Source organism: Evansella sp. AB-P1 (assembly GCF_029688925.1).
GTDB lineage: Bacteria > Bacillota > Bacilli > Bacillales > Salisediminibacteriaceae > Evansella.
The window spans coordinates 180,987-196,130 of record NZ_JARUKY010000005.1; the positions used below are offsets into that span (position 1 = coordinate 180,987).

The 15,144-nt window shown below is 35.8% G+C and carries 14 protein-coding genes; 1 reads left to right on the forward strand and 13 read right to left on the reverse strand.

The features are described 5' to 3' along the window. Nucleotide 1 precedes the first annotated feature (1 nt). The 8 genes from QA612_RS06880 to QA612_RS06915 all read right to left on the reverse strand — a co-directional run bounded on the left by QA612_RS06880 (nt 2) and on the right by QA612_RS06915 (nt 9,120). On the reverse strand, nt 2-1,174 hold the full coding sequence (locus tag QA612_RS06880) for an ABC transporter permease (RefSeq protein ID WP_278283040.1): 1,173 nt from the start codon (nt 1,172-1,174) through the stop codon (nt 2-4). After that, nucleotides 1,171-2,172 carry an ABC transporter permease gene (locus tag QA612_RS06885; protein ID WP_278283041.1) on the reverse strand — a complete coding sequence of 334 codons (1,002 nt, stop codon included), beginning with the start codon at nt 2,170-2,172 and terminating at the stop codon, nt 1,171-1,173. The genes QA612_RS06880 and QA612_RS06885 overlap by 4 nt, the downstream gene beginning before the upstream one ends. A 79-nt stretch (nt 2,173-2,251) precedes the next feature. Next, nucleotides 2,252-4,195: an ABC transporter substrate-binding protein gene (locus tag QA612_RS06890; protein ID WP_278283042.1), complete on the reverse strand. Its 1,944-nt coding sequence runs from the start codon at nt 4,193-4,195 to the stop codon at nt 2,252-2,254. A gap of 209 nt (nt 4,196-4,404) precedes the next feature. Beyond that, nucleotides 4,405-5,784: a sulfatase family protein gene (locus QA612_RS06895; protein WP_278283043.1), complete on the reverse strand. Its 1,380-nt coding sequence runs from the start codon at nt 5,782-5,784 to the stop codon at nt 4,405-4,407. 74 nt (nt 5,785-5,858) lie between these two features. Further along, nucleotides 5,859-6,848 (reverse strand): Gfo/Idh/MocA family protein, encoded by a 990-nt coding sequence (locus QA612_RS06900; RefSeq protein ID WP_278283044.1) that lies wholly within the window; start codon nt 6,846-6,848, stop codon nt 5,859-5,861. Between the two features lie 26 nt (nt 6,849-6,874). After that, on the reverse strand, nt 6,875-7,246 hold the full coding sequence (locus tag QA612_RS06905) for a sensory rhodopsin transducer (protein ID WP_278283045.1): 372 nt from the start codon (nt 7,244-7,246) through the stop codon (nt 6,875-6,877). Next, a complete protein-coding gene (locus tag QA612_RS06910; RefSeq protein WP_278283046.1) occupies nt 7,243-8,265 on the reverse strand; it encodes a Gfo/Idh/MocA family protein in 1,023 nt (340 codons plus the stop codon). The genes QA612_RS06905 and QA612_RS06910 overlap by 4 nt, the downstream gene beginning before the upstream one ends. A 24-nt stretch (nt 8,266-8,289) precedes the next feature. Continuing rightward, complete coding sequence (locus tag QA612_RS06915; RefSeq protein ID WP_278283047.1) at nt 8,290-9,120, reverse strand: sugar phosphate isomerase/epimerase family protein; 831 nt, start codon at nt 9,118-9,120, stop codon at nt 8,290-8,292. A 429-nt stretch (nt 9,121-9,549) separates the two neighbouring features. Here QA612_RS06915 and QA612_RS06920 point away from each other — a divergent pair, with 429 nt between their 5' ends. After that, nucleotides 9,550-9,909, forward strand: a complete 360-nt coding sequence (locus QA612_RS06920) for a cupredoxin domain-containing protein (protein WP_278283048.1) — start codon at nt 9,550-9,552, stop codon at nt 9,907-9,909. 42 nt (nt 9,910-9,951) lie between these two features. Here the strand turns inward: QA612_RS06920 and QA612_RS06925 are convergent, their stop codons facing one another. The 5 genes from QA612_RS06925 to QA612_RS06945 form a co-directional block, all read right to left on the reverse strand. Further along, a complete protein-coding gene (locus QA612_RS06925) occupies nt 9,952-10,149 on the reverse strand; it encodes a hypothetical protein (RefSeq protein ID WP_278283049.1) in 198 nt (65 codons plus the stop codon). A 257-nt stretch (nt 10,150-10,406) separates the two neighbouring features. Then, complete coding sequence (locus QA612_RS06930; RefSeq protein ID WP_278283050.1) at nt 10,407-11,114, reverse strand: hypothetical protein; 708 nt, start codon at nt 11,112-11,114, stop codon at nt 10,407-10,409. A 208-nt stretch (nt 11,115-11,322) separates the two neighbouring features. Further along, nucleotides 11,323-12,492, reverse strand: coding sequence for a mandelate racemase/muconate lactonizing enzyme family protein (locus QA612_RS06935; protein WP_278283051.1), 1,170 nt, complete (start codon nt 12,490-12,492; stop codon nt 11,323-11,325). A 187-nt stretch (nt 12,493-12,679) separates the two neighbouring features. Then, on the reverse strand, nt 12,680-14,137 hold the full coding sequence (gene gucD / locus QA612_RS06940; RefSeq protein WP_278283052.1) for an alpha-ketoglutaric semialdehyde dehydrogenase GucD: 1,458 nt from the start codon (nt 14,135-14,137) through the stop codon (nt 12,680-12,682). Nucleotides 14,138-14,185: 48 nt separating this feature from the next. After that, nucleotides 14,186-15,103 carry a dihydrodipicolinate synthase family protein gene (locus QA612_RS06945; RefSeq protein WP_278283053.1) on the reverse strand — a complete coding sequence of 306 codons (918 nt, stop codon included), beginning with the start codon at nt 15,101-15,103 and terminating at the stop codon, nt 14,186-14,188. Between the last annotated feature and the right edge of the window lie 41 nt (nt 15,104-15,144).

Sequence of the window (15,144 nt, forward strand, 5' to 3'; positions counted from 1 at the left end):
TTTACTTATATGGATCCGCTGCATCACGAATCCCATCACCTAAGAAATTAAACATCAGAACTGCATAGACTACAAATGCAGCAGGCCATAATAGCCAAGGATGATGAGCTAACGATTCAAAAGACTGAGCACTTTGGAGTAGTACTCCCCAACTTACGACAGGTGGTTGCAATCCTAATCCTAAAAAGCTTAGGGCTGTTTCACCGAGAATGACTGTTGGAATCGTAATCGTAACACTAACGATAATGTAACTCGCAAATCCCGGTAACAAGTGTTTTCCGATGATCCGACTGTTTGTAGCCCCAGAGAGTCGAGCAGCCATAATAAAATCTTCTTCCCTAAGTGACAATACTTTTCCTCGAATAACGCGGGCTAACTCTGTCCAACCAATTGCTGAGAATATAAGAACCATCCCTAAATACATTTGTATCGACGACCAATCTCGTGGTAAAGATGCAGCGAGTGCCATCCATAACGGAATCGTCGGAATACAAAGTATTAAATCAATTAAACGTTGAATTGCAGTATCAATTCTACCTCCTATATAGCCAGATATACCTCCTAATACTAGTCCGATGATAAGGGTAAAAATAATCCCTACAAACCCGAAGGATAGTGATACTCTAGATGCATAGAGAGCACGGGTAAATACATCTCTTCCTAGTTGATCAGACCCCATTAAAAACAATGGAACACTAGAATCTTCTAAGCCAAACAAATGAATATTTGTTTCAAATAACCCATAAAAACTATAAGTCTCTCCTCTTGTAAAGAATTGAATGTAATGTCGTTCAGATGTATCAGGTTCAAACGTTCTTCGAAACGTTTGAGGGTCTGTCACTTGCTCCATGTCGTAAACAAATGGTCTAAAGCTAAAGCCTCCATCACTGTCGTAAAAATGTATTTTTTGAGGTGGGGCATATCTGTAATCAGACCATCGTTCACCTGGTGTCGTTGGACTTATAAAAGGACTTAGGATAGCTATAAAAATTAACAATAATAACAACGGACCTGCTATCATCGCTGCTTTATGTTTTTTAAACTTCCACCAAATGAGCTGCCATTGTGTAGCAACTTGGTAATTCTCTTCTTGTTTCATCTCATCTTTCTTTTCTTTATTCTCAGGTGGGGGTGTTACACCAGGCATTTGCTGTTTATTTGGTTCTATTTTCATTCTTCTACACCCCCAAAACGAATTCTAGGATCAAGCCAAGCGAGTAATATATCGGATATTAACGTTCCTATGACAGTAAGGACACTAATGATTAACAAGAAACCACCAGCTAAATACATATCTTGAAACTCTAGTGCCCGTAGAAGCATAGGCCCTGTTGTTGGTAGATTTAAAACGATAGAAACAATAATTTCACCACCAATTATCGTAGGTAATGTCCAACCTATTGTACTAATTAATGGATTGATTGCTACTCTAACTGGGTATTTAAATAATAACTTTTTCTCTGATACCCCTTTTGCACGAGCAGTAATGACATATTGCTTTTGTAATTCATCTAATAACATCGCACGTGTCACACGAATTAACGCTGCTGTGGACGCTGTACCAACTACAACGACAGGAAGCCATAACCTTGGTAACATATCTAAAAACTTCGCAAAACTCCACGGTTCTCCAATAAACTCCGGAGAAAATAATCCTGTTAATGAAACTCCTGTTGTTGTAAATACTGCAAACAAGATTATAAGAGCAATGAGGAAGTTAGGAATTGCTAAACCAATAAAACCGATGAATGTAAAAATATAATCAAACACTGAGTATTGTCTTACAGCAGAAAAAATTCCAATTGGAAGTGCCACTGCCCAAGTGAATAGTAGTGTTAATGACGCAATAAGCATCGTAATACCAATACGTCCGCTAATAACTTCAGAAACTGGTGCTGCCCAGTTAAAAGAACGACCAAGATCACCATGAAAAATAATATTTTGAACCCAAGAAGCGTACTGAACAAAAAATGGCTGATCCAAGCCATACCGATCTCGCAAATGCTGAATATGACTTTCCGACACAGCAATACCTGCATTCTCCAATTCGCTTACATATGTTGTAATAAAATCACCAGGAGGTAATTGAATAACGAAAAAAACTAAAATACTGACAACAAATAATAAGGGTATCAATTGCAACAATCGATAACCGATAAATTTTAGTAACACGGCAATACCCCCCTCCTTCTCAGATAAGAAATATTCGGGCAATGGACGTTGCCGTTGCCCGATCAAAACTTCTAATTTACTACTGTCTAAAGAATACTTGCTCTAAACTAGCATTCACTGAGATTGCAGTTGCTCCACTTTCATCCTCAGGAATATTTCCTAAGTTTGCATTCACAATTAACGGCTGTTGTGCATTGGATACTAAATCGATATATAACACATGTTCTCCAATTAATTCTTGCATTTGAGCATCCACATCAACAGCTTCTTCTACTGGTACAGTAAATAATTTATCTAAGAGTCGATGGTACTCTTTCATAAACTCAGGCGGTTCTTCACCAATCGTTCCACCAGATTCATAGTAGTCACCCCATAATCTACCCCATTCATCACCACTATCTGGGTAGTACCACAGTGGTGTTGATTGCCAAACCATCGTTGCAAAAACTTCATTTGCAGCCCTTCTTGATTCCCGTAGATCATAATCAATTGTACGCATATTGACATTGAGATCTAATGCCCCCCAATATTCCAGCATTAATTCACCAATTGGTATAAATTCAGGTGAATTGTCGGAAAAGTCAAGATCAATTCTGAAATCTTCCCCAGAAGGTGTTTTTCTGTAGCCATCTGAGCCAACTTCCATTCCCATTTCGTCTAACAGACTGTTGGCAAGGTCCACATCATATTCGTGATCTGTAATAGTTGATGGTTCTGCAAAACCATAGTACATGGCGTCTACAATTTCTTCTCTATCGACCGCATGACTCAATGCTTTTCTAAAAGTAACATCTTGAACAACTTCTCTCCAAGATTCATCCTCATTTGTCATATTTAACATAATAGTAGCTGGAGATAAATGCATGTTCATCAACTTTGCTCTAAAACCATGTTGTTCCTCATTTTCACGGTACATTGGCATATTATCGATAGAAGTCCATTCACGGACAAAATCTGCTCCTCCAGAAATCGTTTCTAATACGATGGTTTGTTGGTCTTCAATAAGAATACTGTGTACTTCATCGATATATGGAAGTTGATTTCCAGCAGAATCCACCTTAAAGTAATAAGGGTTTCGACTAAAGACACGCATTCCATCGTTAATTTCTTCTAATACCCATGGATACAGAACAGGGAGTCCCAAACCATCACGACTACCTAAATCTCTAAACCGAACATCTTTAATACTGAAAAGCTGCACCCACTCGCCATCACCTAAGCCTTCTTCTTCAAGGAACTCTGCCATTTCCTCCACTGGAGTATAATCAGCATGGAATTGCTTTAAATAATGGGACGGTTTAAGAAGTTCAGTATATCCTCTCCATCCATTTGTCATTGCAATTCGAGCAATAAAACCACCATAGGATTCATTGAAAGAAATTTTAAATGAATAATCATCAAGTACTTCAAATTGCATCGGTTCTCCTTCAGCTTCCCCTCGATCTCGAAATACAATTGGGAAAGTTGGAGTAATTTCTTCATTAAACATGACATCTTCTATCGCAAATTGAACATCCTCAACTGTTACATACTCTCCATCAGACCAGCGAAGTCCTTCTCTCATATAAAAAGTAAACTCCGTTTGATCTTCATTTACTTCGAAATCTTTTAAAATATTTGGAGTAAATTCTTCAGCCTCTAATCCAGGCGTATTAATGAGTGGTTCATTTGCTGCTATAAAATATTCCGGGTTATCATCCACCCTGTTCGTCAACATTCTCAGTTCCCCACCGTATTGACCAATCTCAAAGTCAAGTAAGTGATCTGGAAATTCATTCACTACCTTTGGTTCTTTCGGTAGCCTTTCTTCTACCGATGGTAAGTCCATACCACTTAAATATGGTGATTCACCAAACTCCGAATCTGAATCATCATTTTGACTATTATTATTTGAATCATTTACTACATCGTTATTATTATCTTCTAAATCCGTTGCAGCATCTTCTTCAAAACAACCTATTAATAGAATAGAGAGGAATGGTAGTAACAAGAAACTAAAAAATAAAAACCTCTTACTTTTCAACGGAAATACCTCCATTTCAGTTTTATTACGTTTTAATATATTTAATAATTCTAAATATTCAATCTACTTTAAATCCATTTTATTCCTAATAGGAAACTTTTTCAATTAAAGCGTTTACAATAAGAAAAGGATAGAGTGCCTTAAGCTAGACAGCTTTCGTGGATACACCCTTATACATCTCCTTACAGTTTTGATAGATTTCTCAAACTCTACTTACTCTGAAGCTTTTTAGCAGTATTACGAGAACCGATATACAGGGAGTCATATGCTTGCTGGGATGTTTTCATTTCCACCCCCTTACCGTGCCAATCTGTGTTGGTATAAACAGGATTGATACGGTCAGTTTCATGCTCTCGTCTTTCAATATGCTTATACATTCTATTTTTTAATATTTCTACTACTTCTGGTTCTTCATCTGCTATATTATTAAGTTCTTTTGGATCATTGATTAAGTTATATAGTTCAACAGGAGGCTTAAAATGTAAATCAGGTTCTAAAGCAACAATGAGTTTCCATTCTGGTGTTCTCCAACCATGTTTTCTCATCCAAGTTGCTTCTGTTAAATAGTACTCGCTTTGCTCTTCTACTTTTTCATTTTTAAATAATGATGTTAAGTTTCTCCCATTAAATTCGATGTCTGTATCAATTCCGATAATATCTAGAATCGTAGGCATAACATCCTTAATATCGGTACAATTATCATACCTTTTCCCTTCTGGTACCTTACCAGGGAATCGAAAGACTAACGGAATTTTTAAATTACAATCATATAGACCATGATGGTCATAATAGCATTCGTGTTCATTTAATGTTTCACCGTGATCTGAAGTAATTACAACTAAAGTTTCTTCTTCTATTCCCAATGCTTCAACTTTTGTCAAAATGTTTTGAATACACGCATCCATGTAAGCGATTGCCCCATCATATTGAGCATCAATGTATTCAGAATCTGTACAACCGTCAGGAAACCATGATTTAAAGTAGTCTGCAAAAGGTTTAAAATTATATACCTCTTCTAAAGATTTATTATTTGGGTCACATTCGTCCTTTCCATAAAATACCCTTTCAAACGGCCCAGGTGGTAAATAAGGTGAATGTGGGTCCATATGACGCATAAATAAGAAAAATGGTTTGTTTTCTTCTTTCGCCAATCTTTCTAATTCAGGAATAGCTACCTTATTTAAACTTTCAGCCTTTGGACTTCGACCTGTTTGTTCGTCTATTCCCCAGCCTTCATAATCTAAATAGTTTTGAAAGCCTCTTGCTGAGGGATTTCCTGTAAATCCAATACAAGTAGTATTGTAGCCTTCATCCCCTAACACTTCTGCTAAAGTAGTGACATGATTCCCTAATGGACCTTTATGTCTTAGGGCAACCACATCTGTCCCAAAACAATCCATTCCTGTTAGCATACAGGCATATCCAGGAGTCGTTGGTATACTTGGTGAAATATGATTTTCAAATACAACGCCACCTTTTGCATATTTATCAATATTTGGAGTTGTTTGACGTTCATATCCATGTAGACTCATATGTTCACTCCATAAACTATCAATGCCGAAAAGCAAAACATTAGGCTTTTTTCCCATTTAATATCCTCCTACAATTGTTGTTATTTTATTTAGAATTTTCAGACTAATAACCTCAAAAAAATTTATGATTATTATATTTCTATTATTTTCCCTGTCTCCCAAGATTCAATTGCAGCTTCGATAATTCGTTGGGCCCTCAGTGCATCTTCCCCTGAACCATCTATTTCTGTATAAGGTGTTTTTGCATCTAACTGATCTACCCAAGCATCAATTCTACTTTTAAATGTTTCACCAAATGATCTCATGCCACCTAAATAACTATATTTTTCCGTTTCAATACTATCTCTTGAATAGTAAGTAAGCTGTTCACAAGCGTCTTCTAAGACGAAGCGTCCTTTAGAACCCACAACTTCACACTGCTCTAACCCATAACTTCCTCCTGCATCATAACTCCCTACTAAACTACCTATCATGCCATTTTTAAAATAAAGGAGTACTTGTGCATTTGACCAAATTTCTCTTCCTTCACCCTTCATCATAAAAGCCGCTACTTTCGAAACATCACCCGCAAAGTATCTAATGACATCAAAGGAATGTGGATGCAAAGCACGCATATGGAACCACGGAGAAGATTCTGCCGGATTATTAATCCACATCCGCATATTAATCATGTGCAGCTTTCCTAATCTCCCAGCTTCTACCCATTCTTTAGCACGCAAAGCCGCTGGAGTAAATCGATGATTCAAGTTAATAGCATATGGGAGCTCTTTCGTACGAGCTAGTTCTACCATTTTTTCCCCTTCTTCAATACTATTAGAGATAGGTTTTTCACCTAAAACAGGAATTCCAGCTTCTAATAACTCCATTGTTGGTTCAAAATGCTCACTGCCATTCTCTTCTCCCTTTGTACACATACTACATGTATCTAATTCAATGCCGCTAGATAACATTTCTCGAACACTGTAAAATGCTTCCCCTCCGTATTTTTTTGTTGCAGCATCAGCCTTTTCCTTATCGATATCACAAATTGCAACGATTTCAGTTTTGTCATTTTCTTTATACACTTGGGCATGTCGACTACCGATGTTACCTACACCTACAATACCTACTTTTAAAACCATGCTATTCCTCCTTTCAAGTTTATCCTTTATATATCTTCTGCTGGATATGCCATTGTCGTAAATAATGCTAATGCTTGTTGAGAAGTGTCTAGCCGACTATGTTGGACAACTAAAGGAACATTACTATCTAGCTTGATCGCATACGGTACACCTCTAGGGATTATTTGATTATTTTTATCCTTGAGCTTATCTAAACGGATATGATGTGTCCGTTGAGAGCCACAGGAAGTAACAAATTCCTCCATTGGTTCACGATCTTCAAAATAGAATGTAAGTCGAATATCGGCTTCATCATTCGTTAAATTAAGTACGCAAACTGCTTCGTGACTCACTTCGTCACCAGTACTTTTCGGTTGTAAAAATCCATCTGGGATAATCCAGCTTTTTTTTCCAATCATATTTTTTCTGTCACCTCTCTAACTTCAGACAAATCTACTACTGCACCGTTTGCTTTTTGAGATAAAATAGCAGCTTCAATCACTTCTTGAACAGCTAAAGCTTCTGTTCCAGATGCTATAATGTTTTCTGGAGGAATTCCTTGTTTAATTTCATCTATAAAGTGATAAATTCTATTTCTAAATGTTTCTCGAAATGTTGCAACCCCACTCATTATAGAATTACGTAACGTCAGAATCTCATCACTTTCGTGGGGATAAAAGGTAAATTTTTCATAAATATTATCAATCTCAAAACGCCCTTTATCACCTGCAACTTCACAATATTCAATTGGGTGTAATTTAGACATATCGTAGCTACCTGTCAAATGACCTACTGCACCATTTTCAAATTCAACATTAATTGATACCGTTGACCAAATATTTCTACCAGGTGCTTTCGTCATAAATGATTGAACTCTTCGAACATCTCCTGCAAAATAGGACATGACATCAACTGAATGGGGGTGCAAAGCTCTCATATGAAACCATGGTGTCTGATCTTTAGGACTTTTTATCGTGAGCTTCATATTTACAAACAAGAGATTTCCTAACTCCCCTTTTTCAATTAATTCTTTCCCTTTATAAGCTGCTGGTACGAATCGATGATTCATATTACAACCTAACCGAACACCATATGCTTTTGCATGTTGAACCATATCTCGTGCTTCCTGAAGACTATTAGATAATGGCTTTTCTACAAGCACATCTTTCCCTGCAGTAATGGCTAGCATTGCTGGTTCATAATGATGACTACCATTTTCTACCCCTGAAGTTGCGATGCTTACTACATGTATCTCCTCTTTTTCAAGTAATGTTGATAAATCGGTATAGGAAGAAACATTAAATGTTTCACCAACCCTGTTTGCCCGTTCTTCATCTAAATCACATACAGAAACGAGTTGTACATCAGGATGTTCATCATAGAAACGACAATGGTGATAGCCAATTTTATTTACTCCTACAACTGCCACTTTAATCATTGGATTCATCATCCTCTACCAAAATTAATGACTTTTTACTTTCTTACTTTTTGCTTCTTGGAATAAACGGTTTAAGTAACCATGACTTTCTCCAGCAATTGCCGCAACTTGAGGAAGGGTATACTCTTTTGCTCCAATGATTTCTAACACTGTTGCACCGTCATATCCAATGTCTACAGTCTTTTGTACCACTTGAGCTAATGGTACTGTTCCACGTCCTGCGGTTTGGAATTCAGGTGGTGCAATTTTTAACTGTTCCACAATCGTATCTCGAATGTGCATATGAATAATATGGTCTTTTAACACTTCCATTGCTTCAATTGGATCATCACCGACACGCCCAACATGCGTTGCATCAAAATTGATTCCTAAACCTGGATGCTTTACTTCTTCTAATAAACGTAAAGTTGTTCTCGTGTTGTAAATACTTTTTCCATAATGAATTTTTAATGCAAATTTAATTCCACAATCGTAAGCTGACTGACTCAATACTTCAATTGCGCGAAGAGACGCTTCCATTTGTTCTTCATCATTTGATTTCCCAGCACTACTGAGAGTAACCATTGGTATTCCCAACTTGGAAGCCCTTTCAAAAACACGTTTTGTTCGTTCTCTCTTTTCCTCTACTAAAATATCTGTCGCAGCTTCCACACAATAAAGGTCTAACTCAGCTTCTTCTACCATTGATTTAATATCCTTTAATTCTTGATCATTTGCCTTATCACTTAAGTGAACTACCATACTTTCAATGGATGATAATTCTACACCTGTATATCCAGTGAATTTAATATGTTCGATTGCCGTTTTCAAATCATAGCCAGCAAAAAGTACTGTATTTACTCCTAATTTTATCATGCTACTCATCTCCTCCAATTTATTTTAAAATTGTACTTTAGGATGGTGAATCTTTCGTCTCCCTCCTGTTGTCTTTAATTTTATATGACGAATCTGCCTAAAACACAGTCAATTTGGACATAAATATGTCCGTTTCAGACTTTTTAGAATTTTCTAAATATATGAAGGTGGATAAGCTAAGGAAAGAAAAGCATCCTTTGAATTGAAGAGTAACTAGTTTCTCACATGTGTAAAGAAAGGTTAGTTTAGTTGGAAGATAGGACTGTTTCCCTGAAAAGACAATAATTTAAAATGAGTTTGAGTATTATATTATTATAAATATGTTAAAAATTTTGAAAGAGGTGATGTACCTCACTTCCTCCTTTCTTTTTCTCCTTTACGATATAGTTAGAAATTAAAATTTGATTACATTAAAGAGGAGGAAGAAAAATGAAAGTAAAAGTATCCATAATATTGCTAGCCCTATTCATGTTGTTATTAACCGCTTGTGGTGGTGACAATGAAAACTCTGCTGGTGGTGGAGGTAGTGATGATGCTACTGAAATAAATGTTGCTTCTTACAATTGGGAGTTTGATCAAGAAACGTATACAGCATCAGCAGGAGAAATTACAATCAATCATACAAATGAGGATGGGTTTCACGGAATTGGTATTGAAGGTACAGATTTTTCTATTAATGGAGATGGATCTGCAACAGTCAATTTAGAGCCTGGTGAATACACAATATATTGCAATATTCCTTGTGGCCAAGGCCATGATGATATGGTAGCAACGTTAATTGTAGAATAAGAAAAAAAGGATCAACCTACTATTCACTAGAGGTTGATCCTTTTACATGATATAAAAATATACAATTGTAAATATTAAGGCTGGGACAAAGGTAACGACGTAAATTAAAGATAACAATATCATTCTTTTCTTCGTTGTCTTCGTATATGTTTTGTCTTCTGGACGTACCCCAATGATGATCGTAGTAATTAAGGCTAGTAAACAAATAATTCCACTTACAATAATTAATATCAAATACATTTATGTATACCTCGATTCTTATTTTAGAAATATATTACTAAAGCATAAAATAAGTAAAATAGATTTTTCTATAATAACATTATTGATAATTCTTACTATATATAACTTAGAAAGTCTACGCAACTAATTAAGATTAACGAAAAAAGGTGTAGTCACTTAAGGTTTTTTGTTTCTTTGGATGAACCATTCTAAGCTACTACACCATTATAAAAACGTTCTCTGTCCTTCCGTCTATACGGAAAAAAATTTTCATTTCATTACTTTTTAATAACCTGTTCGGTTCTTTCTATTTTATCCTGTAGTCTACTTACATCTTGCCGTAAATCATAAATTAAATTAGTAAGATTCTTTTGTTCTGCTAATTGATTATTTTCCAGTTCAAAATTAAATTCTCTCATTTTGAATAAAAGATCAGCTTGAATTTTATCGTTTTCGAGGTGAATTCCACTATTTTCATTTACTTCCTTTTTCGTTTCATCTATTCTTCCAGCTAACTTCTTCATTTCTACTTCAAGGTCATCCTGTAGTGTTTGTAAACGTTCATATACACCTTCTAAGAGTAACGTTAATATTTCATGTTCGTTTGCTATGTTTATGTTATTCGTGTCTTGAGCAGCTTGAAGTTCGTGTATACTTGTTCTTAAATCCTCATACTCTTTTCTGAAGGTAATATACTGATTTTTTTGTTCTTCTTGTACAAACTCTTTTAATTGTACAATGGAATCATTATGATTATCGTTGAATTCGTATAACTGTTGTACGATTCTTTTTATTCTTTCTCCAAGATCACTAGCTGTGACATTTAAATCCATTACATTTTCAGAAATACCTTTATTCGTATTTTCTAGGTTTGATATAGACTTTAGTATTTTATTCTCATAATAAAGGGACTGATTTGGATTATTAATAATCTTCTTCCTTTTGAATAGTCCTGGAACAGCCTTAAAAAAAATGTTGTTTTTCATATTCCATACCCCACATCGTTTATTTTTTCCTATGAAAAGCAATGCAATATTACTATATGAGGAATATAGGTGAATTGACATCGTTCATTCGTGTATATGGGCAACACAAAAAAGGATGTGGGCATTAGGGTAACTCATCCATCCCCTTTTTGACACATCCTTAATTGTCTAAACTTTTCTTATTATTTTTTCAAAATGGGCTAAAGACTTATGCTTTTGTTTGAGCAGTTCGGTCTTGAAGTTGATGTACTGAAACCTCGCCCCAACTTAAATCATCAACTTTATATTTTTCAACTTTTTCCCAGTCAATCTCCATACCTAATCCAACCTTACTTCTATCTGGTACGATTAAGTAGCCGTCTTCGTACTTCACTCCTTCTTTAACGATATCACCAACATATAGTTCAGGTCCGGTTGGATCAGAAGTGTAATTTAAGTTTGTTAACGTACTACCTAAATGTGCCATAGCTGCAGTTCCAATAGACAATTCTTGTGTTGTACCAATCAATACACTTTTACCTGCTACAGCAGCTGTTTCAGCAGCTTTTTTCGCACTAGTAATTCCTCCAATAAATACAGGAGATACATTAAAGATATCTACAGAGTCACGCTTTATCATTTCATATTGTTGACGGAAGCTCCATACGTGCTCACTAACAGGATAATCTGTTCTCATTCTAAAATGATGTAATCCATCAAAATCGTTAGCAAATGCTGGACTTTCCACTAATTCAAAGTCATATTTTGATAATCGCTTTGTTGCTTGTAGGGCTTGCTTCCAATCTAATAAATGACTGAAATCAAGTGATTTAATTTTTACTTTTGAACCAAATTCACTTTTAACACCTGCTAAGAATGCTTCATCAGCATCGACGTTCTTACCAACATATAATCTAAACGTATCAAAGCCTTGGCTTAATCTTTTACGAACAACTTCGATATTTTCTTCTACTTCTTCCATAAAACGATGTCTGAAAATTGGGAAGCATACTTTAATTTTTTCATGGTTTCTGCCACCAATCATATCTGCTACAGATATGTTTAATGATTTACTACATAAATCATATAATGCAGCGTCTACACCACTTCGAATAAAGTTTCCTTTTTCATAGTAATACATTGCTTCAGGGAAATTCCCTAGAAGCTCTTTATTAATTAACGATATATCAAATGGATTCTTTCCAACTAGTATTGATTTCAAAACGTTTGCTAGATCATTTACATCAGGTGCATACCTTGGTAGATGAGAAAAATCAGACATTTCTCCAAATCCAGTTACACCTTCATCCGTAAATAGTTCAATAATTACATGTTTATTTACAAACCCTGTATGTCTTGGAACACCTACTACTGTTAATTTTAAATCTACTATTTTCATCCTGTACCCCACCAGTCTTTATATATTCTTTACACTTCTTACTAAAGGAATAATCAATACACTTTATCACATTCGTGTAGGGTTCCCCTCCCTACAATTTGTTCCGTAATACTATTACACCCCCGTGACTATTCCTTAGAAGAAGTGAAGTAATTAAATCTTTAAGTAAACTTCTTTTTTCTGTTCGTTATTGAACAGGGGTGATCGTTACTGTTTTTATGGATGTGAAAAATTCCTTAGCAGCTTCTCCTTGCTCTCTAGAGTGGGAGCTTGAAGCTTTCATACCACCAAATGGTGCTTGTAGCTCAACTCCAGCACTTTCACCATTTACCTTAATAAGTCCTGCATCAATTTCATTTACAAAGGTAAAGGATTTCCCAAGATTGTTTGTAAATACAGATGCACTTAAGCCGAATGCATTGTCATTCGCTTGTTCTAAACCTTCTTCAAGATTCGAAACTTTAATTAAGCATAAAACTGGACCGAAGATTTCCTCTTGTGCAATAGACATGGAATTTTTTACATTTTCAAAAACTGTTGGTTCTACATAGTAACCATCCTTAAATGCTTCATCCGTTGGTGTTTTTCCTCCAAAGATAAGTGATGCTCCTTCTTCTTTTCCTTTTTCCACATAGCTTAACACTGTATCAAGCTGTGATTTTGATGAAAGTGGTCCCATGTAAGTATCTTCAGCTAAACCAGGACCGATTTTAATTTTTGATACTTGCGCTAGAACTTTTTCTTTAAACTCATCGTATACACTTTCGTGAATGTATACTCGACTTGTTGCTGTACATTTTTGTCCAGTGTGCTTCATAGAACCACTTACTGTTAGGGTAGCTGCCAAATCTAAATCTGCATCATCAAGGACAATAACAGGATTTTTACCTCCCATTTCAAGCTGATATTTCGCGCCCCGTTGGATGCAGTTTACAGCAATATTTTTCCCTACTTCGTTTGACCCTGTAAAGGTGATAGCATTTACATCCGTGTTTTCTATTAAACTATTACCTACCCGTGATCCTCTTCCTGTAACAATGTTCACTACACCGGATGGGAATCCAGCCTCAGCAAAGGCTTCCATAATTTTTACAGCAGTAATGGCTGTCTCAGATGCTGGTTTTAAAATAACTGTATTACCATAAACTAAAGCAGGAGCCATCTTCCAAATTGGAATGGCAATTGGGAAGTTCCATGGAGAAACGACACCAACAACACCAACAGGTACTCTCGTTGTATATAACAAGTTATTACTAGCTGCTGAAGGAATATTATCACCAATTTTACGATATCCTTCTTGTGCATAATATCTTAATATTGCTACACCACGTGCTACTTCTCCCTTTGTTTCTGCTAAGGTTTTCCCCATTTCAAGAGTTGCAGTTGTGGCAATATCATCGATTCTTTCTTCTAACAAATCTGCTGCCTTACGTAAATATTCTCCTCTTTCTAGAGGGGATGTATTTTTCCAACCTTTTAACGCATTTTTAGCAGCGGTTACTGCTTTATTAACATCATCAGAAGTAGAGCTTTGTACTTGACCTACTTCCTCTGTATAATTTGCTGGATTTTTACTTACCATTGTTTCATTACTTTGGGATGTAATCCATTCACCATTAATGTAATTTAAGTATGTCTTACTCATTTTATATTCCTCCTAATAAAACTATTTCTTATTGTTGATACCAAAGTATTATACTTTTTGTGGTTTTAAGTCCCAGCTTGCAATAAGTTCTTGAAGTTCTTTTTTATCTTGCTCTCCTAGTGGGGCAACAGGCTCTCTCGTCACTCCTGCGTTTAATCCTACTAATTCCATTGCTTCTTTCACCACAACAACGTTATTTCCAGCAGCATACTTAGCTCTTAAATCTTCAAATGGTACAAGCTTATTCCAAATCTTCCAAACTGTTTCATCATCCTTATTTTCTAAAGCTTCTAATAATTCAAAAGATGCTTCAGGATATAAGTTAACTAGTCCAGAAGTAAACCCAACTGCTCCGGCATTGTAGAAAAATGGGGCCCATTTTTCAGCAGTTCCACAAATCATTGCTACATTATGTTCAGCTGGCATCTTCTTCACAGCCTTTGCAAATCTAGGAAGGTCATTAATAGCATATTTCACCCCAACAAGCTTTTCTAATGGTGCTAATTGAACAAGTACATCATCACTTAAGCTAGCATCTTTAAAGTAAACAATAGCTGGTAAATCAACTGCTTCAATGATATTAGTAAAATACTCCACAGCACCTTCTGTTGTAATATATGGGTGGATTGGCATATGAATCATAATGCAATCTGCCCCAACTTCCTTTGCATGTTGTCCTAATTCAATAGCAGTTTGTACAGAATATCCAACACCAGCAACAACCACAGCTCGGCCATTCACTTGTTCTGTAACTACTTTCATTTCTTCCTTCGCTTCCTCAACTGTAAGGGCGTAAAATTCACTCGTGTTTCCACAAGGGACAATTACTTCTAGACCTTTTTTAACGAGGTATTCTGCATTTTCTTTTACCCCATCCCAATCTATTTCCTTCGTGTCTTTGTGAAATGGTGTTACAGTAATACCTGAAATCGTTTCTAATTTCTTACTAAATTGTTCATAATACATATGGATCCGATCACTAAAATGTTATAAGTCTATTTATTTCA

Coding starts and splice junctions, on each gene's coding strand:
- QA612_RS06880 (WP_278283040.1), bottom strand. CDS start 1,174: ATGAAAATAGAACCAAATAAACAGCAAATGCCTGGTGTAACACCCCCA.
- QA612_RS06895 (WP_278283043.1), bottom strand. CDS start 5,784: ATGGGAAAAAAGCCTAATGTTTTGCTTTTCGGCATTGATAGTTTATGG.
- QA612_RS06900 (WP_278283044.1), bottom strand. CDS start 6,848: ATGGTTTTAAAAGTAGGTATTGTAGGTGTAGGTAACATCGGTAGTCGA.
- QA612_RS06905 (WP_278283045.1), bottom strand. CDS start 7,246: ATGATTGGAAAAAAAAGCTGGATTATCCCAGATGGATTTTTACAACCG.
- QA612_RS06910 (WP_278283046.1), bottom strand. CDS start 8,265: ATGATTAAAGTGGCAGTTGTAGGAGTAAATAAAATTGGCTATCACCAT.
- QA612_RS06915 (WP_278283047.1), bottom strand. CDS start 9,120: ATGATAAAATTAGGAGTAAATACAGTACTTTTTGCTGGCTATGATTTG.
- QA612_RS06920 (WP_278283048.1), top strand. CDS start 9,550: ATGAAAGTAAAAGTATCCATAATATTGCTAGCCCTATTCATGTTGTTA.
- QA612_RS06925 (WP_278283049.1), bottom strand. CDS start 10,149: ATGTATTTGATATTAATTATTGTAAGTGGAATTATTTGTTTACTAGCC.
- QA612_RS06930 (WP_278283050.1), bottom strand. CDS start 11,114: ATGAAAAACAACATTTTTTTTAAGGCTGTTCCAGGACTATTCAAAAGG.
- QA612_RS06935 (WP_278283051.1), bottom strand. CDS start 12,492: ATGAAAATAGTAGATTTAAAATTAACAGTAGTAGGTGTTCCAAGACAT.
- gucD (WP_278283052.1), bottom strand. CDS start 14,137: ATGAGTAAGACATACTTAAATTACATTAATGGTGAATGGATTACATCC.
- QA612_RS06945 (WP_278283053.1), bottom strand. CDS start 15,103: ATGTATTATGAACAATTTAGTAAGAAATTAGAAACGATTTCAGGTATT.